We start from the raw sequence: 19,477 nt of genomic DNA, 5'->3' as shown, positions 1-19,477 counted from the left end.
AGATGAGAGCATTAATTAGTGTTAGCGATAAAAGCGGTATAGTTGAGTTTGCTTTAGGACTTGAGGCTTTAGGTTTTGAGATTTTAAGTACAGGTGGTACATATAAAACGCTAAAAGATAATGGTATTAAAGTTATAGAAGTTAGCGAATTTACTGCTAGTCCTGAGATGTTTGAAGGTAGAATCAAAACACTTCACCCAAAAATCCATGGAGGAATCTTACATAAAAGAGATAATGCTAGTCATGTAGAACAAGCTAGTAAGCACGATATTAAAGGTATTGATTTAGTATGTGTAAATTTATATCCATTTAAAGAGACTACAATCCGTACAGATGATTTTGAAGAGATTATTGAAAACATTGATATTGGTGGGCCTACAATGGTGCGAAGCGCTGCTAAGAATTTTAAAGATGTTTTGATAGTTACTGATATTAATGATTATAATATGGTCTTAAACGCCCTTAAAGATGGCGCTGATAGCTATGAATTTAGACGTGATTTAATGATTAAAGCATATGAACATACTGCAGCATATGATTCTATGATAGCTAACTATATGAATGAGAGATTTAATGGCGGATTTGGTGCTAAAAGATTTATAACGGGTTCAAAAGTATTTGATACAAGATATGGTGAAAATCCTCATCAAAAAGGTGCTGCATATGAGTTTGATAGCTTTTTAAGTTTAAATTTTACTCAGTTAAAGGGTGAAGCAAGTTTTAATAATATGACAGATATAAACTCAGCTGTAGCTATTGCTTCGGCATTTGGCGATGCTCCAGCAGTTGCTATTTGCAAACATGCTAATCCGTGTGGTTTTGCTATTGGAGAAAATGAGCTTGATAGCTATATAAAAGCTCTTAAATGCGATCCTATTAGTGCATTTGGCGGAGTAGTAGCGATAAATGGTACACTTACAAAGGAGCTAGCTCTTAAAACCAAAGAGATATTTATAGAGGTTATAATCGCTGCCAATGTAGAAGAGGGTGTTTTAGAACTTTATAGTGATAAAAAACGCACTAAAATCTTTACACAAAATAATAAATTCCTAGTAACATCTGGCTATAAATGGGATTTTAAACATATTGATGGTGGTTTTGTATTTCAAGAAAAAGATAGCATAAGCGATGCTGAAGTAGATAATGCTAAGCAAGTTACTACAAAAGCAGCAAATCCAGATGAGATAAACGACCTTAAAATTGCATGGAAAATTGCAGCTTTAACTAAATCAAATTGTGTGGTTTATGTCAAAGATAGCACTCTTTTAGCTATTGGAATGGGGATGACTAGCAGGGTGGATGCGGCTCGTGCTGCAGTAGCTAAAGCTAATGATATGGGTATAGATTTAAAAGGTTGCGCATTAGCTAGTGAGGCATTTTTCCCATTTGCTGATAGTATAGAGATAGCAGCAAGTGTTGGCGTTGCAAATGTGATTCAACCAGGCGGTTCAATTCGTGATGAAGATGTAATAGAAGCAGCTAATAAAGCTGGAATGAGTATGTATTTTACAGGCATTAGACACTTCTTGCATTAATTTAATTTGGGTCAAATTCGACCCAAGTTTGCCTATTTTAGGCGAAAATTATCTTATTAAACTTCTAGTAAGAGTTAAAGATGTATAATTTCACTATATTTTATTCAAGGTGAGACAAAATGATTAATACCATAGGTAAGAAAATAGTTCTCAGTATTATTGCTGTGCTATTTATTAGCTTTGTAGTTATGCAGTTTATTATCATAGCTCAATTTAACAGTTCATCTACACAAATTACTAAAGATAGTTTAAATATGCTTAGTTCGTCGATTTTTCAAACAGTTCAGACTGCTATGAATACAGGCGACCCACAAATTATAGAAAAATCAGTTCATGATGCAAGTTTAATTAAAGGCGTAGCATCTTTAAAGATTTATCGTTCTGATGTTGTATCTGAAGGGTTTGGATTAGATAAGGTGGTGCCTAAGGATAATATTATCAAAGAGCAATTTATAAATCCAAAAAATTATACAGAGACTATCAAAACCAAAGATAACCATCAATTAAGATTAGTTACTCCGATTATTGCTAAGAGCGAATGTTTGGCTTGTCATGCTTTATCTAAAGAAAATGATGTTTTAGGCGTGATGGATTTATCATACTCATTAAATGCTATGGATAAAGATTTACGAGATAAGAGTGTTATGTTCTTTTTAATCTTTACTATTTCACTTATTTTAACTGCTATTATTGTTTTGGTTGTACTTCGCAAGGTTGTTATTGCTCCAGTGTTGGAGTTATTAAACCGTGCCAAGGATTTAAGTAGTGGCGATGGCGATTTAAGTGCTAGAATTTCAGTTAAAAGTAGCGATGAGATTGGTCAGACTTGCCAGCATATTAATGTATTTATAGAGAAAATTCAAGACATAGTCAAAAAAGCTCAAAATAGTGCTAAGAGTGTAGAGAATGAGACAATGACGCTAAATGACAACGCCTCAATACTCCTAAATAGCACAGAAGCAGGAAAAGCTCAAGCCAAAGAGTCATACGCAATTAGTAAAAGCATATCCGATGAGTTAGAGATATCAACTGACAAATCAAGCAAAGCAGCCGGCGCTAATAAACAATCTTATGATGAGCTAGAAGAGATGATACACTCTCTTAGCGAAGTTGTAACTCATCTAAATGAAGCAAATGCTAAAGAGCAAGAGATAGCACAAAAAACAATAAGCGTAGTTAGCCAAACCGAAGATATGAAAAAGGTATTAGATATCATAGGCGATATAGCTGATCAAACAAATTTACTCGCTTTAAATGCAGCTATAGAGGCGGCTCGTGCCGGAGAGATGGGAAGGGGATTTGCCGTAGTGGCAGAAGAGGTTAGAATATTAGCTGAAAAGACCAATGAATCCTTAAGCGGTATAAACTCTAATGCTCAAAATATGATAGAATCTACTAGGGAGTTAGGTGTTTCGCTTAATGAAAACGCTAAAAATATTGCACTTATTAGCACAAGTGCAAATGATTTAATGGATAGAGCTAGATCAACCCAAAAAGCTACAAGCGAATCTATGCATATAGTTCAAGAGGTATCATCGATGGCTATAGAGATTAATAAAAAGATAAAGACTCTACTAGATCAGTCTGAAAGCTCTGTAGAAGCATTTGATAATAATGCTAAAATTGTACATCAATTCTTAGAAGTATCAACTAGTCTAAAAGATGTATCTACCAGATTAGAAGATGATCTAAATAAATTCAAAACCTAATTCTAGCTACCCAAGCGGTGGCTAGAATTATAGCTTTTTTTTAACTTAAATTTAATTATAATTAATAATTCAAAGTTACAATTTCAATTTAAAAATATTAAGGATTTGATAATGAAAAATATGGGCGAACCAAGGATAAAAATCGTCGCTATGCCAAGCGATACAAATCCAGCTGGAAATATATTTGGTGGATGGATTCTTTCTCAAATTGACCTTGCTGGGGCTATAGCTGCTAGAGAGTTAGCGCCTATAAGAGTTGTAACAATCTCGATGAAAGAGGTAATTTTTAAAGAGCCAGTATTTATTGGTGATATTGTTAGTTGCTATGCCAAAATAACTCAAGTAGGTCAAACTTCAATCACAACAGTGGTAAAAGTAGTCGTGCAAAGATTAAATTCGCAAGGATTTTGTGAGTGTGTTCCAGTTACAACTGCTGAAGTAACTTATGTTAGCGTAGATGAAAAAGGCAACAAAAAACCAATAGATAGCGATTTAAAGCGATTACACGGATTTTGATTAATAGGCTAAATTTGAGATTTTAGGTGCTCAAATTTGGCTTTAAATTTATTATTATTTACTCTGTATTTTATTGTAAATAGGTGAAATTTACCACTATCTTAATTAGATTAAATGATAGTATTGATATTTTGTAAAAAGTATGTTTGTATAAATTTAACTTATTTTAAGAAAAAAGATATTTTTTGGTAGATAAATAGTAATGCAAGTAGCACAAAAGATAAACAATGCCATTTATCAGTGCTACAAAATAAGAGCAAGGCTAGCTTGTTTTTTGTAGAGTGTTAGATTGTAGCTAAACTAGTTTTTGCTATATCTGTAAAAATTTTCATTTGCTTTAAAATAAATTCACCGCTAAATTATCCAGCTAAATTTAAATTTATAAAGATATAATATAGCTATCAAAATACTATATTTATATTCCAAAGGCAGACAAATAGCAATTTTCCAAGTAACTAACACAATTAGCATCCTAGAAAAGCTCCCACTCAAAAATGGCTATATCTATTATATTGCCAATCTTGATAATTTAAGTGATATAATAAGCCACGGCATTAGCGCTATCTCCACTGACCCAAAGCGCTCCCACGCTGAGCCGATATATGGCAAGGCAATTAGTGAATATGTAAGCCTATATTTCAACCCACGCAACGCCGCCTTATACTCAGCACAAAAGAGTTACAGAAGCAAGGTTATAATCCTACAAATTCACAAAACTGCTCTACTAGCTGATGGAGTGATATTTACTAACGCTAGTGCCACTGCTGCTAGATATGAATGTGCAAATGGGCTTAGCGACTTACTAAATACGCAGTTTATCAGCTGGAGTGAGGTGATGTCAAAAGACTGGAACCACGCCGATAGATCCATCAAACAATCTAAAATAGATAAAATGATGGCCGAGGCACTTGTGCCTACGCATTTGCCAATTGATATGATAGCTGGTATCATCTGTCAAGATAGCTCTATAGCTAAGAGTATTGCTAGTGATTATAATATTACAGCTGTAGCGGATATGGAGTATTTCTTTCCTATTAAGCTATATGCACCACAAAGCAAAGATGAGCTAAAGGGCTTAATTTATGATGAAGATATATATTTAGGCGATATAGATACTAGTGCTATAACTGATATGAGTGAGTTGTTTGCTTGGAGTGGGCGTGAAGATTTTAGTGGTATAGAGAGCTGGGATGTAAGCAGTGTAGCTAATATGAGTGAGATGTTTATAAATTGCTATAATTTCAATCAACCACTTAATAACTGGGATGTAAGCAGTGTAACTGATATGGGTCAGATGTTTATAGGTTGCACAAATTTTAATCAACCACTTAATAGCTGGGATGTAAGCAGTGTAATTGATATGAGTGAGATGTTTGCTGTTTGCACAAATTTTAATCAACCACTTAATAGCTGGGATGTAAGCAGTGTAATTGATATGAGTGAGATGTTTGCTGTTTGCATAAATTTTAATCAACCACTTGATAACTGGAATGTATCTAATGTAAAGTATATGAATTCTATGTTTTATAAAGTTAAGAATTTCAATCAACCGCTTAATAACTGGGATGTAAGCAGTGTAGTTAATATGGGCGGAATGTTTGCTTTTTGCGAAAATTTCAATCAACCACTTAATAACTGGGATGTAAGCAGTGTAACTGATATGAGTGAAATGTTTAGAAATTGCACAAAATTCAATCAACCACTTGGTAGCTGGAATGTAAGCAGTGTAACTGATATGAGTTGGATGTTTTGCCTTTGCGATAATTTCAATCAGCCGCTTAATAGCTGGGATGTAAGCAGCGTAACTGATATGGGTCAGATGTTTGCTGTTTGCAGAAATTTTAATCAACCACTTAATAACTGGGATGTAAGCAGTGTGGCTGATATGAATGGGATGTTTGCTGTTTGCAGAAATTTTAATCAACCGCTTAATAGCTGGAATGTAAGCAGTGTAGTTAAGATGAGCGGGATGTTTTCTAGTTGCGAAAATTTCAATCAACCACTTGATAACTGGAATGTAAGCAGTGTAATTTATATGGAAAATATGTTTGATGGTTGCAAAATTAATGATAAGAATAAGCCTAAATTTACTAATATGTATGATTTGATGGAAAAAGATGATGATGTGATACCATTTTAAAGCTACTTGCTTTGGTCTATTTATTAAAGCTTAGCAAGCACTAGTAAATAATATAATAGCTAAAATTTTATTCATATTTTCTTCTTGTTATTAAAATTTAATTTAATATTTTTTTGGATATATTTCCACTATTATATGAACTAGCTCTTCGTGCTTTGATAGCTCTTTTTTGATAAGATTTATATCAATTGGATTAATGGAATTTAGAGAGATTATACAAGTATATTTGTCATTTGCTACTTTTAGAAGGTGTAGATCTTTGATTTCTATATCACTTCTAAATAGGCGTAAAATATCTACCACTTCGCTAACTATTGGCTCATTCATATTAGCATCAAGTAGTATTTTGCCCGATTGTCTTAATAGCCCTATAGCCCACACTAATACCAAAATAGCGCCAATAATCCCCATAAGTGGATCTAAAAAATCAGCTCCAAAAAGCAGCCCAAATCCCAAAGCCACAATAGCCAAAATAGAAGTAAGTGCATCAGTAAGAACATGTATATAAGCAGCTTTTAAATTCAAATCATCGTGATGATGATGGTTATGATGATGATTGTGGCTAGACCTTAATAGCCAAGCACAGATTAAATTCACTATAAGTCCGATAATAGCTATCAAAATCGCCTCTTTATATGCTATGGATTCTGGATTTATAAACTTTAAAATAGAGTGATAAATCATCAAAAACGCAATCACTAAAAGCGACAAGGCACTAGTGTAACTAGCTAGAATTTCCATCTTATAAGTACCAAAACTAAATCTAGCATCGCTTTTATATCTATTTGACATAATATAAGCAAAATACGCTAGTCCAAGTGCTAATGCGTGAGAGCTCATATGCCAACCATCGGCTAGTAATGCCATAGAGTTAAAGTATATACCGCCTATAATTTCAGCTATCATCATAGATATTGTGATTATCATCGCATATAGCGTGTTTTTCTTGGCGGTAAGATTAGCTGAGTGAAAATTGTGATTATATGAAAAATTTAAAATATTATTACTCATATTAAACCCTTTTTAAAAATATTATGATACTATACCCCAGTATAACTTATAAAAAGATAAAGGAAAATTATGGCTCACATAGTAGCAAATAAAGATAAGCTTCTTTTGCGTATTAAAAAGATAAAAGGGCAAATTTCAGCTTTAGAAAAGGCCTTAGAAGATGAGAAAGATTGCTTTAAAGTACTTCAGCAAATTAGTGCCGCAAGAGGCGCTATCACATCTTTGATGGCAGAAGTCTTGGATGGGCATATCAAAGAGCATCTTGGAAATAGCGTTAGCCAAGAGCAAAGAGAGCAAGAGATAGCAAATTTAACTTCGCTTTTAAAGAGTTTTTTTAAATAATTATTAAAGGGTAAAATAGTCTATTTCACCCTTTAAATTATCTTAAATCATTTTAGCTTGGGCTTTTAAAATCTCTTTATAAAGTTCTCTAAGTTTAGTTGTATATTCTCCGATTTTGCCGCCATTTATGGCCTTGCCATCGGCTTTAATGACTGGCAAAAGGATTATAGTGACAGCACTGATAAAGCACTCATCTGCATTATAGACTTCATCCATACTAAATTTAGGCTCTTGTATTTGTAAGCCAATTTGCTTAGCCAAAGAGTATTTTTTAAGCTATTTTTCTATAAGTTTTTTGTTTAATTTTTCTAAGACATCTTTTAATCCTTTCAAATCATTACAGATGTCATTAGCGATTTCACTAATAAATTTTTCTTCATCTTCATTGTGTAAATAATCTAAAATCAAATCATCAACATTGCTAAATTTTTGATTATAATAATACCATGCCCACCATTCGCCGTTCTTCCAACTTTTACTTTCACAATAATTACTTTTTTGTACAATATCTTGAAAACAACTATTATTTAATTTATCCATTTTTTTATTACTGCGTACTAGACCAAAAATTATGTCATCACATTTATTATTTTGTGATTCTATGCAATAATAGATATAATTGCCATCGTGGTTTTTTTCATTATATTCTTTTAATTTTGTATAAAAAAATTTAGTATACGTTGCTATTTCTGTTATTTCGTGAAATTCTATTTCCCAATCATCTGTCTTTATTGTTTCTTTTAAAGTTTTAGTAACTTTGCTAAACAATTCATTTAATAAATTTATTTTTGCGTTTTCAAACTCATTATGTATAGTTGCGCAAAGCTTATAATTTTTTTTGATTTGTTCTATTATTAAGTTATTTTCCATTTTCTCTCCTTGATTTGTTAATTTTTTTACTGCTTTTTCGTATTGTGATATTAGCACATTTAAATCGGTTAAATTTATAATTTCAGCTTTTATCGCATTTAACCACTTTAAAATTTCATTTTCATATGAAATATGCCTAAAAGCTACTTGATTTTGCCCTAGTTTTAAATAGTCTTTGCCTACTTCATCAATTCCACCTAACTTTTCAATTACATAATCAAAAGGTGTAAGATATAAAACCAAAATTCTTTCATAAATTTCGCTTAATTCATCTTTGTTTTGTTCGTCTATAGTTTTTATATATCTTGCGACTTGTTCATTGTGGTCGCCAGTCCAGCGTTTATTTTCTATTATTATGTGTTTATTGCCATCAGTGATATAAATATCTATGTTTTTATACTCTCTATACACTTGCGAGTTTAAGGTATCAAGCCCAAAATCATCTATACCACACACTTCTATAAATTTATTTAAAAACAAATCACCTTGATAATGTAAGCCCTTAGGGTCAAGTAAAGAGGCTATAAATTTTGAGTGTTTTACCTCTCTTGTTTCAAGCACATCAAAAACATTATAATCATGAACTCCACGAGCCCTACGCTCTTTTACCTTATTTTCATATTCTTTATAAGCCTTTTCAAACTCAGCAAAAAACTCTTGTGTGAATTCAGCCATTTTAACTCCTAAAAAAGATTTGTAATTTTACCATAATTTTAAAAAATATAACGACCAAAAGCGTTCGTATTTTTGCGTTAGAATTCCAAAAAATGATAAAAAATGAGAAATACTCACCAAAAATAAAAGATGAGCTAATAGAGCTTGTAAATAATATAAATTTGATTTTAAGCTATATAAATACTAGCAGTGTAACTAATATGAGTGATATGTTTTATGGTTACAAAATCAATGATGAGATACCATTTTAAAGCTACTTACTTTGGTCTATTTATTAAAGCTTAGCAAAGGCTATAATATTAGCTTTGCTAGGCTTGAGTGATTTAAATCTTTATCATATCTTTATAATTAGAAATTGGTAAATGTGCTATTTATGAGCTTATATTAGCCTCTAGTTTTAAAGCCCTTTTATATAGCTCTCTAAGTTTAGTTGTATATTCTCCGATTTTGCCGCCATTTATGGCCTTACCATCGGCTTTAATGACTGGCAATAATATTATAGTCGCAGCACTTATGAAGCACTCATCTGCGTTATAGACTTCATCCATGCTAAATTTACGCTCTTGTATTTGTAAGCCAATTTGCTTAGCTAAATTTAATAGTCTATTGCGTCTAATTCCAGGTAGAATCTCATTAGATAGTGGTTTGGTGATAAGTGCGCCATCTTTTATGATAAAAGCACTGCTACTGCCAGCTTCAGTTACATATCCATCTTCGACCATAAAGCACTCATCGGCCCCGGCTATCGTAGCTTGATTTTTGGCGTAGCATTGACCTAATAAGGATATGGACTTGATATCTCGTCGCTTCCACCTTATATCAGGTGTTGAAATGATGGTAATACCGCTTTTTGCTGCTGGATGCTCTAGCACACTATCACTAAAAGCAAAGGCCATAATCGTTGGTTTAACCCCTTTTACAAAGCTAAAATCTCTTGGGGCTACACCACGGGTGATTTGGATATATAAGCCACCTTCTTTAAGTGAGTTTATCTCTATTAGATTGTTTAATATACTCTCAAATTCATCATTTGTATAGGGTAAATTTAAGTTAATCTCATTTAAGCTTCTTTGAAATCTATCCCAAAATCCATCTTTTTCTACTATAATTGAGTTTATCACCGGCACAACCTCATAAATCCCATCCCCAAAGATGAATCCACGATCAAATATGCTTATTTTCGCACTATCTTTATCTACAAATTCACCATTTAAAAAGACCTTTTGCATAGATATCAATGCCGCCATTTTAGCTCCTTTTTTAAATTTGAGCTATTTTATCAGATTTTGACTAATTTTTAGATATAATAACATACCAAAAATTATTTAAAAAGTATGAAAATGATAGAGAAAATTAAGCAATTTATGTTTAAAAATTTATTTGTAGTGTCTAAGCAGCCGGTGCTTTTTCGTGATCTTTTAGAGGCGAATTGTCTGTATAATGAGGGCATGCTAATTGATCCTGCTAAGTTAAATTTCCGTTATAGAAATCGCAGATTTTATGCTATTTATGCTCTTCTTTGTTTTATTGTTTTAACGCTTTTTGTATGGATACTTCATATTTTGTTTAGCAAATTTGAAGCTGATTTGCATATATCTGTTATTATTACAGTGATTTTAACTGCTTGCGTGTTTATCGGGTTTGATTATTTTAGAGTTTGGACTAGGAGACTCATTAGCCTTGAGCTGATTCGTGCGGCTTGGAGGGTTCATTTTCCATATTTTCCATATGAGAAATACTCTCAAAAAATTGAGATAATCTACAATGAGGCTATAAAGCTTGAAATTCCACGCAAAGATTTAGAAAAATATGTCTTAGATAGATTAGTTCATGGCATATCATCTGATAAGTAGATCGCTTTGAGCAATTATCCTATCTTGTCTTTTAGCTATCTCTAAGAGCAAAAATCTTATTTTGCTATCTTGACTTAAAATTCTATCTTCCATATTATCATAAAAGTAATATGGGAGTTTATTTACTCTTTTTTCTATCATTTCAAATCTAGTTGAGATTATGTTTATATCTGAATTTAGCGCATCTTTGGTAGTAATTAGTTTATTTGATTGTTTGAGTGAATCGGTATAAACTTTAAGATTACTAAGTAGCGAGCTAATATCTTGTAGATTTTTATAGATTTATAGATATCTTTTAAAATTGCAAAAATTCCAAGTATAATATATAATAAGAAGTAGTAAATTTTAATTTTTGTGAGTGTGTTCCAGTTACAACTGCTGAAGTAGCTTATGTTAGCGTAGATGAAAAAGGTAATAAAAAATTAATATATAAAGATTTAAAAAGATTACATGGATTTTAAGAGTATTATGCCTCGTTTGAGGCATAATAGCTATTTTTTACAACTTTTTTTGCCTATTAGTGAGTATAATGGGCAATATCCATATACTGCAGTAAGCAACGGAACAAGTCCGATTAACCACCACCAGCATTGGCATACAAATCCAAATACAAAAAATATTATAGCTGCTATTATTAGTCTTATAGTTTTATCTAAGTTACTCATATTATATCCTTTTTTTATTTTTAAGCTTTAGCATGTATCATAGCTTGCATAACCATAGGCTTCATTAAATATACCTTAACAGCCCAGTTTAGCCAACTTTCTCTTGTAGAACCCATACATTCTAATGTCGGTGCAGCTCCTTTATAATTAAACTCAACCATAACAGCCTTACCATATCTAGTAAGTAGCGGACAAGCTGTATAGCCATCGAATTTAGCCTCTAAAGGTTTATTTTTTAAGTGAGATAATATATTTGCACCTACAACTGGATATTGTTTGCGTATACTTGCTCCTGTTTTGCCTTTTGGTACTCCAGCGCAATCTCCTAGTGCAAATATATTTGGATATTTTTTGTGTTGTAATGTATATTGATCAACATCAACCCAATTGCCAGCTACATCGCCTTTGCTTGTGTTTAAACCAGCTTGAGTTATAAAATCAGCACTTTTCATTCTAGGCACTACAAATAGATAATCATATGGTATTTCTACTCTCTCTTTTGCTATTTTTTGTATTGAGTCTTGAGTATAAGGCATTAGTTTGTCAAATTTAGCTATTTGATTTATGGTATCAACTTCTACTAAAAGGTGGCGTGTTTTATACTCCATATCTCTTTGTATATACATTTGTTCAATCATCTTAGCGTGTAATGGGCTTGAGAGCATATTTGCACTACCTGTACATAGTATAGTTTTTAAAGATTTTTGGTTATTTTTTTGACCTAAATCATTTAATAGCATATTTACCTTTTTATTTGCTCCACCGCATTTTGATGGTGTATTTGGCTCGGCAAATAGAGCATTACCACCATTTTTAACCAATTCTTGAATAAATTTATTTGATTTTGTTGCTCCATTTGGAGTATATATACTAGTAATTTTAGAGTTAGGATCTTCTATAATATCAGCATTTAAACCTTTTACACTTTGAAAATCATAATACACCCCAGTAGAGATTATTAAATAATCATATTTATAGATATTGCCATCATTTGTTGTAAGTGAATTATTGTTTGGATCTACACTTTGTACATTTTGTTTTACCCATTTTACTTTTTCATTTATTAGATCTGCTTTATCATATTTTGTATCTTTGGTAGTATAAACACCAGCAGCAATTAGCGTAAATCCAGGCTCATAATGCATTGTTTGATTTGCATCATATAAGGTAACATTTGCTTTTGGCATTATATCTATTAGATGAGCACTCATTGTGATACCGCCAAGTCCAGCTCCTATGATAGCTATATTTGGAGATAAATCACTTGCAGCTTTGGCTTGTGTAGGTATAGTAACAGAAGTAGCTGCTAAGGCAGAACCTAAGGTAAATATTTTTAGAGCGTCTCTGCGGGATTTTTGAATTTCATTCATAATATATCCTTTATTAGGAAAATAGATATTATGATTATATATAGATTTTCTATTTTTATCAGTGATAAAGTCACAAAAGATTATAAATTTAAAATAATTATTTTCCCACGCTCTAATTTTATTAGATTCTCTTTTTCTATATCTTTTAAAATTCTTGATACCACCTCTCTTGCAGTACCTAAATGGCTAGCAAGTATTTCGTGTGTAATTTGAATTTGATTATTTGTAGCATTTTGTTTAAGAAAGTCAATAATCCTTTGTGTAATTGGCGTAAATAGAGCTTGTGTCATAACTTTAATAGCGCTAGCTAATCTTATGGATAAAAGCTCTACTACAAAAGATGCTATTGATGGGTATTTATCTTTTAATACTGAAAAGTAACTAGAGTGTAATAATAGTATTTTTGTATCTTTATTGGCTTGTAAATTTAATTCAAGTTGCAAATTATCAGTCATACAATTAGCACAAAGAATGCATTCATCTCCAGAGTTAAGATTAAATACTGTTATCTCTTTTCCTGTTGTAGATATTGCATATGCTCTTAAATTCCCTTTTAATACATATATAAAACCTTGACAGCTATTTTTATCGACTATTACATCATCACCTTTTTTAAATTCCATTATTTTAACATTTGAACTAACAGTATCTAAATCTTCTTTAGACAAATTAAATTTTTTAAATTTATCTATAAATTGCTCTATATCTTTTTTCATTTGGTAACTTTATCACTGAAAATTTGCATTATTTTATCTATAATTCCTTAAAAATATATAAGGATATAAGAAGATGAATAGGCGTAATTTTTTAAAATTTACCCTTATGACTAGTGCTACACCGCTTTTAGCTGATCAAGAAATATCAAGGCAGAATTCTCAGATGATGAGTATAATAGATCTTGATTTATGCGATGGGTGCGAAGGTTTTGAAGTACCAAAATGTATAAGTGCTTGCAAAACACATAATAAAGATAAATTCCCAGATCCTAAAAAGCCTATAATGAATTATTGGCCTCAAAAAAAATATGAAGATTATAGTGATAAAAAAGATATTATAGATAGATTAACCCCATATAATTGGACATATGTTCAAAAGATAGAGATAAATGGTAAAAAGATAAATATACCAAGACGCTGTATGCATTGCGATAACCCTCCATGCCAAAAATTATGCCCTTTTGGCGTTATAAGCAAAGATAAATATGGAGCTGTAGATATTGATAAGGATTTTTGTTTTGGCGGTGCTAAATGTAGAGATGCTTGTCCGTGGCAGATACCGCAGCGTCAAGCTGGTGTTGGATTATATTTAAATATAGCGCCAAAATTAGCAGGTGGCGGTGTAATGTATAAATGCGATATGTGTAAAGATCTGCTAAATAAAGGCGATAAGCCAGCATGTCAAAATCAATGTCCAAAAAAAGCTATAAAATTTGCTCCAAAAAATGAGATAATGAGTATAGTAAATAAAGAAAACAGGCATATATATGGATTAAAAGAAAATGGTGGAACATCTACAATATACTTAAGTAGTGTAGATTTTGAATCTATAAATGAAGCAATAACAAAAAAATATGAAAATTTAACAAATAAAATAGGCAGACCTCATATGGCTAGAGTAGATAGTCCATTACAAAAGAGCGAAAATTTAGCTATGGCTGCAATGATTACTCCACTAGCTGCAATAGGTGCTGCAACTATATCTGCTATAAAATGGAATAAAAAGGATAAATAATGAAAATATATAGACAGAGTTTGCAAAATCGTATCATACATTGGGGAGTTGCTATATCTACTTTTGGACTTATTTTAACTGGTATATTTCAAATGCCAGTGGCTAAAAGATATGGCGTAGCAAATATATGGGAATGGAGTGGCGAGTATTTTGAAGGTCTAGTATTGCATTATATCTTTGCTATAGGGCTTATATTTTTTGGAGTTTATCATATAGTTTATCATAGTTTAAAAAAAGAGTTTGATATCATACCTAAAAAAGGCGATATAAAAAATAGTTATTTAGTTATAAAATCTATGATAACAAAAGATCAAGAACCACCAAACCAAAAATATCTACCAGAACAACGCTTAGCATATATAGCAATTGCTTTTACGCTTTTTATACTAGTATTTACAGGATTAATAAAAACATATAAGAATTTATTAGGATTTGATATAGCAAATTGGGCATATTTTTGGGCGGCACAATTGCATAATTTGGGTATGATACTTATCATAATATTAATTATTGCCCATTTAGCAGCCTTTATACCTAAAATTAATCGCTTTTTGCTTATATCAATGTTTAGTGGCAAGGTAGATGCAAAATACACATTAAAGCGTCATCAATTGTGGAAAGAGGGTATAAAAGAGGCTAATAAAATATTAAAAAATGGCAAGGATAAAAAATGAGTAGAATAAGCAATTTTCCTATTATGTTTTTTGCCATTATAATGGGATTTGGCGGGTTTAGTATGGCTATAAAAAAAGTCAGTGTAGTATTTGAAATTAATAGTTTATATTTTGATATATTTAAAATTATTACATCTGCTATTTTTTTATTGGTTGTATTGTTGTATGCTATTAAAATATTTATAAATATCGATGAAGTAAAAAGTGAATTTAATCACCAAATAAGATTAAATTTCTTTGGTGCGATACCTATATCTTTTTTAATTTTAGCCAATCTATGGCAAAAAAGTATTGTATATGAGTGGTTATTTTATAGTGGTTTAATATTGCAAACCTATATAACTTTTAGGGTTATTGCATTTTGGATTAATAAGAATTTAGAGATCAAGCACTCCAATCCAGCTTGGTTTATACCAGTAGTAGGTAATTTAATAGTTGTTATATCATCAGATAAAAACTATGAATGGTTATGGTATTATTTTAGCATAGGGGTATTTTTTTGGATTATTTTATTTTCTATAATGTTTTATAGAATATTATTTCATGAGCAGCTAGCGCAAAAATTTATGCCTACACTATTTATTATGATAGCTCCTCCAGCTGTTGGGTTTTTGGGATATTATAAGCTTGTAGGATTTGATGTTGCTGCTAATATTATGCTTAATCTTACTATATTTTTTAGTTTTATGGTGATTTATATGTATAAAAATTTTTTAAAACTTAAATTTTTCTTATCATGGTGGGCGTTTATTTTTCCTAGTGCTGCAGCTTCTATAGCGATTTTAGAGGGTTATAATATTAATAACAACATAGCTTTTCTCTATATAGGAATGACTATTTTTATCTTGCTTTGTGTGATGGTTATATATGTATCTTATCATACTGTAAAAAATATTATAGCAAAAAATATATGCGTAATGGAATGATTAAAGAATTTTAAAGTATAATTAGCACTTTTTAATCAAAATTTCAAAAAGGTATATAGTGTTTGAACTTATTGGCGAATCATTAAAATCAGCTGTAAATAAACTTAAATTTGTTGATGATGAAAAGGCTTTAAAAACGCATTAGAAACACTTAAAAAGTCGCTTTTAAAGGCTGATGTCTATTACAAAGTAACAAAAGAGCACGAAGTCTCACGCAAAGATTTAGAAAAATATGTCTTAGATAGATTAGTTCATGGTATATCATCTGATAAGTAGATCGCTTTGAGCAATTATCCTATCTTGTCTTTTGGCAATCTCTAAGAGTAGAAATTTAATCTTTATATCTTGGCTTAATATTCTATCTTCCATATTATCATAAAAGTAATATGGGAGTTTATTTACTCTTTTTTCTATCATTTCAAATCTAGTTGAGATTATGTTTATATCTGAATTTAGCGCATCTTTGGCAGTAATTAGTTTATTTGATTGTTTGAGTGAATCGGTATAAACTTTAAGATTGCTAAGTAGCGAGCTAATATCATGAAGATTTTTATAAATTTCAAGATATCGCTTTAACTCTTTGTTTCTATCGCTTTGGGTAATTGTGTTGTGATAATTGGTAAGGCTATTTGATATCGCATTTTGCTCTATTGAAAATCTGCCTTCGATAACGCTATTACTAAGATTTTTAAATTTAGGTAAAAGATTGATATAGGTATTACTAAGCTTGATCTCATTAGTATGGCGAAATAGTATAAATGCTGCGACAAATGATAGGATAAATCCAATTAAAATATCGATAATTCTAATATATACTACGCTTATTGCATTACCTAAAATAAGAGAATATACCATAGTAAATGCACACATAAAAGCTGCCATAGCATAGGCTGGTGGGAAGTTTTTAAAATAAAAGGCTAGAAAAATACAAACTACACAAAATAGAGCAAATAGATTCTCATTTACTACTATATGAATTAAAACAAATGCTAATGTAATGCCAATTAATGCACCTTTTATATTGGCAATTCCAGTAATTTTAGTCATATATGAGCTATCTTTGCTCATGCTTATTACACCAATTGCGATCCAAACTCCATTATGTACATCACCAAAACTAGCGATGATAATAGCAATGCTTACACCAATAGCTAAGCGTAAGGAGTTTTGTACTATTGGATTATGTAAAGTTATATCTTTTATTGCCTTTTTTAGACTCTTTTTTTCTTTAAATTCAAGCGCAATTTTATCTTCACCGCCATCTTTTATTAGTTCAAATTTGGAGTATAAAACCTCTAAAGATGCCTTAAAAATCTCATAATCACTTTGCCTGGCTAATTTAAGAGCATCTATTTTTAATATGCTGTTTTTATCTATAAATATATTTTTTAATTGAATTAAATTGTTTGTAATTTCGCTATTTAGAGCGTTTAATAAATTCGGATTTTTTATAGATTTAAAATACCTTTGCATAGCAACAAGTAGATGATAAATATCTTCTAATTTATATAGGTAAAAAATTGCCCGTGAGTGGTGAATGATTAGGCGAGCATCTTTTATAGTGGAGCTTTTATGGGTAAATACTTTTTTAATTTCGTTGATATGCTCATCGCATTGTTTAGCTAAATTTAAAAATTCTTTATCACTAATATTTTGGCTCATATTAATTAAATCATCAAGCACCATTGTGCAAGATTTTTTAGTAAATTTACCATATGTGCCAAAGCGTGTAAGCCTAAAAGTAATAGCAATTATACTCCCAGCTATAAAGCTTTCTAAAGAGTCTGCAAGATTCCAGCTAGATTGGTTTGAAGCAATGATAGTAAGAAGCCCAGTAGCATTTACAATTGTAAGTATTTTATTTAAATTTTGATTAAAAAGAGTGCTAAACCCTACAAACATCATCCAAATTAGCGTAAAAAAGCAAAATAGCCAGCTAAATTTAAAAATAGTACTTACAAATAAAATTGCAAAAATTCCAAGTATAATGTATAATAAGAAGTAGTAAATTTTAATTTTTGTGCTACCATCAAGAGAAGCTAAGAAAAATATTATCATAGATGAATTTGCAGCATATACCATTCCTAAAAATCCACCAAAAAAATTCCCCGCAAAGCCGCAGATTAAGATTGATATAGTTGCCTTAATTGAGTAATTTAGCGCAAACCACGATGGGTCGTAGTGGTTTAGAAATTTAACCACTTTTTGCATTAGTCGCTCATATTATCTATAATTTGATTTTTATATCTTATAAATTCCAAATCTCTTTTTAGTAGTTTATGTTCTTCTTTTAGTACATTTAGCTTGCTTTTTAGTTCGGCAATATCTTTGCTAGTATAGTAAATTTCATTACTAAAATATACTTTTGGTAGAGTAATTATAAGAATAATAAATAAAATTATATATCCAATAATTAATCTCTTAAAGCTTAAATTCTCTTCATTTTTAACTCTACGAGTGTTGCTTTGGAGTAGGTTTTCTTTATCAGTCATCTTTGCCTCTTGATATCAAAGATTCTCATTTTTGAACATGCTGACCTTGAGTTTGCTTTTATCTCTTGAGCACTTGGCGTGATTGGCTTTTTGGTGATAATTTTGCCAATAGAATGGTTATTGCCACACTCGCAGCGCATAGCCTCAGATGGACATATACAACTTGATTGCCAAGATTTAAATTTATCTTTTATTATTCTATCTTCAAGTGAGTGAAAGCTTATTATTGCTACTCTTGCGTGATTTATGGCTGAGTTTTGGATCGAATTTAATAACTCTTTTAGCACATCTAGTTCTTTATTTACCTCTATTCTAATTGCTTGAAATGCTAAAGTAGCTATACTTACAGATCGATTTTGTAAATTTGAATTGCCAATGATTTGGACTAGTTCTTTAGCTGAGCTTATTTCTTTATTTTGCCTAGCAATAATAATTTTATTAGCTATACTCTTAGCATTTGGTAGCTCGCCATATTCATAAAATATCTTTTCAAGTTGAGATTGACTATAATTATTTACTATAGTTTTTGCATCAAGCCGATTTGAGCTATCCATTCTCATATCAAGAATATCGCTTTTAAGGGCAAATCCACGTTCATTTAAATCTAATTGAAGTGAGCTAACGCCGATATCAGCTAGAATAGCTCTTATATTTTCTTGTGGAATTTTTTGTAAAATTTGGCTAAAGTTGCTTTTGTAGATTTGAATTCTATCTGTGTAATTTTTAAATTTATTCGTGCAATAAGAGATCGCCATATCATCTTGGTCACAGGCTATTATTTTGATATTTGACAAGGTATCAAGCAAAGCTTTTGAGTGACCACCATAGCCTAGCGTGCAATCTAATATAACACCATCATTAATATCTCTAAAAGCTTCAACAACTTCGTTAAGTAAAACAGGAATATGGATAGAATTCAAAAGTTTGCCTTTAATAAATTTAGCAAAAATTTTATCATAAATTTAATG

21 protein-coding genes and 1 pseudogene are annotated in these 19,477 nt (G+C 31.0%); 11 read left to right on the top strand and 11 right to left on the bottom strand.

Features of this window, described 5'->3' with window-relative positions; translation table 11 throughout:
- Positions 1-2 precede the first annotated feature (2 nt).
- The 4 genes from purH (at position 3) to CIGNP85_RS07135 (ending at position 5,900) form a co-directional block, all read left to right on the top strand.
- Complete coding sequence (purH, locus tag CIGNP85_RS07150; RefSeq protein WP_086287668.1) at positions 3-1,535, top strand: bifunctional phosphoribosylaminoimidazolecarboxamide formyltransferase/IMP cyclohydrolase; 1,533 nt, start codon at positions 3-5, stop codon at positions 1,533-1,535.
- A gap of 119 nt (positions 1,536-1,654) precedes the next feature.
- Entirely contained in the window at positions 1,655-3,244 is a 1,590-nt protein-coding gene (locus CIGNP85_RS07145; protein ID WP_086287667.1) for a methyl-accepting chemotaxis protein, read from the top strand.
- Between the two features lie 111 nt (positions 3,245-3,355).
- Entirely contained in the window at positions 3,356-3,760 is a 405-nt protein-coding gene (locus CIGNP85_RS07140; RefSeq protein WP_086224845.1) for an acyl-CoA thioesterase, read from the top strand.
- Between the two features lie 394 nt (positions 3,761-4,154).
- Entirely contained in the window at positions 4,155-5,900 is a 1,746-nt protein-coding gene (locus CIGNP85_RS07135; protein ID WP_336527221.1) for a DarT ssDNA thymidine ADP-ribosyltransferase family protein, read from the top strand.
- A gap of 102 nt (positions 5,901-6,002) precedes the next feature.
- Here the strand turns inward: CIGNP85_RS07135 and dmeF are convergent, their stop codons facing one another.
- Entirely contained in the window at positions 6,003-6,911 is a 909-nt protein-coding gene (dmeF, locus tag CIGNP85_RS07130; protein WP_086287662.1) for a CDF family Co(II)/Ni(II) efflux transporter DmeF, read from the bottom strand.
- A gap of 69 nt (positions 6,912-6,980) precedes the next feature.
- On the opposite strand from dmeF, the gene CIGNP85_RS07125 reads away from it, so the two are divergent.
- The gene (locus tag CIGNP85_RS07125) at positions 6,981-7,253 is read left to right on the top strand and encodes a metal/formaldehyde-sensitive transcriptional repressor (RefSeq protein ID WP_086224842.1); all 273 of its coding nucleotides are present in this window, start codon (positions 6,981-6,983) and stop codon (positions 7,251-7,253) included.
- Between the two features lie 42 nt (positions 7,254-7,295).
- On the opposite strand, the gene CIGNP85_RS07120 is transcribed toward CIGNP85_RS07125, so the two are convergent.
- The gene (locus CIGNP85_RS07120; protein ID WP_086287660.1) at positions 7,296-7,514 is read right to left on the bottom strand and encodes a hypothetical protein; all 219 of its coding nucleotides are present in this window, start codon (positions 7,512-7,514) and stop codon (positions 7,296-7,298) included.
- A gap of 15 nt (positions 7,515-7,529) precedes the next feature.
- Complete coding sequence (locus CIGNP85_RS07115) at positions 7,530-8,798, bottom strand: PDDEXK-like family protein (RefSeq protein WP_086287658.1); 1,269 nt, start codon at positions 8,796-8,798, stop codon at positions 7,530-7,532.
- Between the two features lie 92 nt (positions 8,799-8,890).
- Between CIGNP85_RS07115 and CIGNP85_RS08395 the strand changes: the two genes are divergently transcribed.
- Positions 8,891-9,049, top strand: coding sequence for a hypothetical protein (locus tag CIGNP85_RS08395; RefSeq protein WP_179187398.1), 159 nt, complete (start codon positions 8,891-8,893; stop codon positions 9,047-9,049).
- Positions 9,050-9,169: 120 nt separating this feature from the next.
- Here the strand turns inward: CIGNP85_RS08395 and CIGNP85_RS07110 are convergent, their stop codons facing one another.
- Entirely contained in the window at positions 9,170-10,045 is an 876-nt protein-coding gene (locus CIGNP85_RS07110; RefSeq protein WP_086287656.1) for a D-amino acid aminotransferase, read from the bottom strand.
- A gap of 93 nt (positions 10,046-10,138) precedes the next feature.
- On the opposite strand from CIGNP85_RS07110, the gene CIGNP85_RS07105 reads away from it, so the two are divergent.
- Positions 10,139-10,651, top strand: coding sequence for a hypothetical protein (locus CIGNP85_RS07105; RefSeq protein WP_086224839.1), 513 nt, complete (start codon positions 10,139-10,141; stop codon positions 10,649-10,651).
- Here the strand turns inward: CIGNP85_RS07105 and CIGNP85_RS08390 are convergent.
- The 4 genes from CIGNP85_RS08390 to CIGNP85_RS07090 form a co-directional block, all read right to left on the bottom strand.
- On the bottom strand, positions 10,637-10,792 hold the full coding sequence (locus tag CIGNP85_RS08390) for a hypothetical protein (RefSeq protein WP_179187397.1): 156 nt from the start codon (positions 10,790-10,792) through the stop codon (positions 10,637-10,639). The two genes, CIGNP85_RS07105 and CIGNP85_RS08390, sit on opposite strands and share 15 nt — an antisense overlap.
- A gap of 350 nt (positions 10,793-11,142) precedes the next feature.
- Positions 11,143-11,316 (bottom strand): YgaP family membrane protein, encoded by a 174-nt coding sequence (locus tag CIGNP85_RS07100; RefSeq protein WP_086224838.1) that lies wholly within the window; start codon positions 11,314-11,316, stop codon positions 11,143-11,145.
- A 20-nt stretch (positions 11,317-11,336) separates the two neighbouring features.
- Complete coding sequence (locus tag CIGNP85_RS07095; protein WP_086228138.1) at positions 11,337-12,686, bottom strand: NAD(P)/FAD-dependent oxidoreductase; 1,350 nt, start codon at positions 12,684-12,686, stop codon at positions 11,337-11,339.
- Between the two features lie 80 nt (positions 12,687-12,766).
- Positions 12,767-13,402 carry a Crp/Fnr family transcriptional regulator gene (locus tag CIGNP85_RS07090; RefSeq protein WP_086224836.1) on the bottom strand — a complete coding sequence of 212 codons (636 nt, stop codon included), beginning with the start codon at positions 13,400-13,402 and terminating at the stop codon, positions 12,767-12,769.
- Between the two features lie 73 nt (positions 13,403-13,475).
- Between CIGNP85_RS07090 and CIGNP85_RS07085 the strand changes: the two genes are divergently transcribed.
- The 4 genes and pseudogenes from CIGNP85_RS07085 to CIGNP85_RS08255 all read left to right on the top strand — a co-directional run.
- Entirely contained in the window at positions 13,476-14,417 is a 942-nt protein-coding gene (locus CIGNP85_RS07085; protein ID WP_086224835.1) for a 4Fe-4S dicluster domain-containing protein, read from the top strand.
- Positions 14,417-15,091 (top strand): cytochrome b/b6 domain-containing protein, encoded by a 675-nt coding sequence (locus tag CIGNP85_RS07080; RefSeq protein WP_086226302.1) that lies wholly within the window; start codon positions 14,417-14,419, stop codon positions 15,089-15,091. Before CIGNP85_RS07085 ends, CIGNP85_RS07080 begins: the two co-directional genes overlap by 1 nt.
- A complete protein-coding gene (locus CIGNP85_RS07075) occupies positions 15,088-16,017 on the top strand; it encodes an SLAC1 anion channel family protein (protein ID WP_086224833.1) in 930 nt (309 codons plus the stop codon). Before CIGNP85_RS07080 ends, CIGNP85_RS07075 begins: the two co-directional genes overlap by 4 nt.
- Positions 16,018-16,075: 58 nt before the next feature.
- A pseudogene (locus tag CIGNP85_RS08255) lies at positions 16,076-16,218 on the top strand (signal recognition particle receptor subunit alpha); the annotation flags it as partial.
- Positions 16,219-16,278: 60 nt separating this feature from the next.
- On the opposite strand, the gene CIGNP85_RS07070 reads toward CIGNP85_RS08255, so the two are convergent.
- From CIGNP85_RS07070 to rsmH, 3 genes are read right to left on the bottom strand one after another with little or no spacing between them, the layout of a single operon-like run.
- Positions 16,279-18,228 (bottom strand): FUSC family protein, encoded by a 1,950-nt coding sequence (locus CIGNP85_RS07070; RefSeq protein ID WP_086287654.1) that lies wholly within the window; start codon positions 18,226-18,228, stop codon positions 16,279-16,281.
- Positions 18,228-18,509: a hypothetical protein gene (locus CIGNP85_RS07065; RefSeq protein ID WP_086224831.1), complete on the bottom strand. Its 282-nt coding sequence runs from the start codon at positions 18,507-18,509 to the stop codon at positions 18,228-18,230. The genes CIGNP85_RS07070 and CIGNP85_RS07065 overlap by 1 nt, the downstream gene beginning before the upstream one ends.
- The gene (rsmH, locus tag CIGNP85_RS07060) at positions 18,506-19,429 is read right to left on the bottom strand and encodes a 16S rRNA (cytosine(1402)-N(4))-methyltransferase RsmH (protein WP_086287651.1); all 924 of its coding nucleotides are present in this window, start codon (positions 19,427-19,429) and stop codon (positions 18,506-18,508) included. Before rsmH ends, CIGNP85_RS07065 begins: the two co-directional genes overlap by 4 nt.
- Between the last annotated feature and the right edge of the window lie 48 nt (positions 19,430-19,477).

The sequence above is a fragment of the Campylobacter sp. P0085 genome (assembly GCF_002139495.1).
Classification (GTDB): domain Bacteria; phylum Campylobacterota; class Campylobacteria; order Campylobacterales; family Campylobacteraceae; genus Campylobacter; species Campylobacter devanensis.
This window is presented reverse-complemented; position numbering and strand designations above follow the sequence as displayed.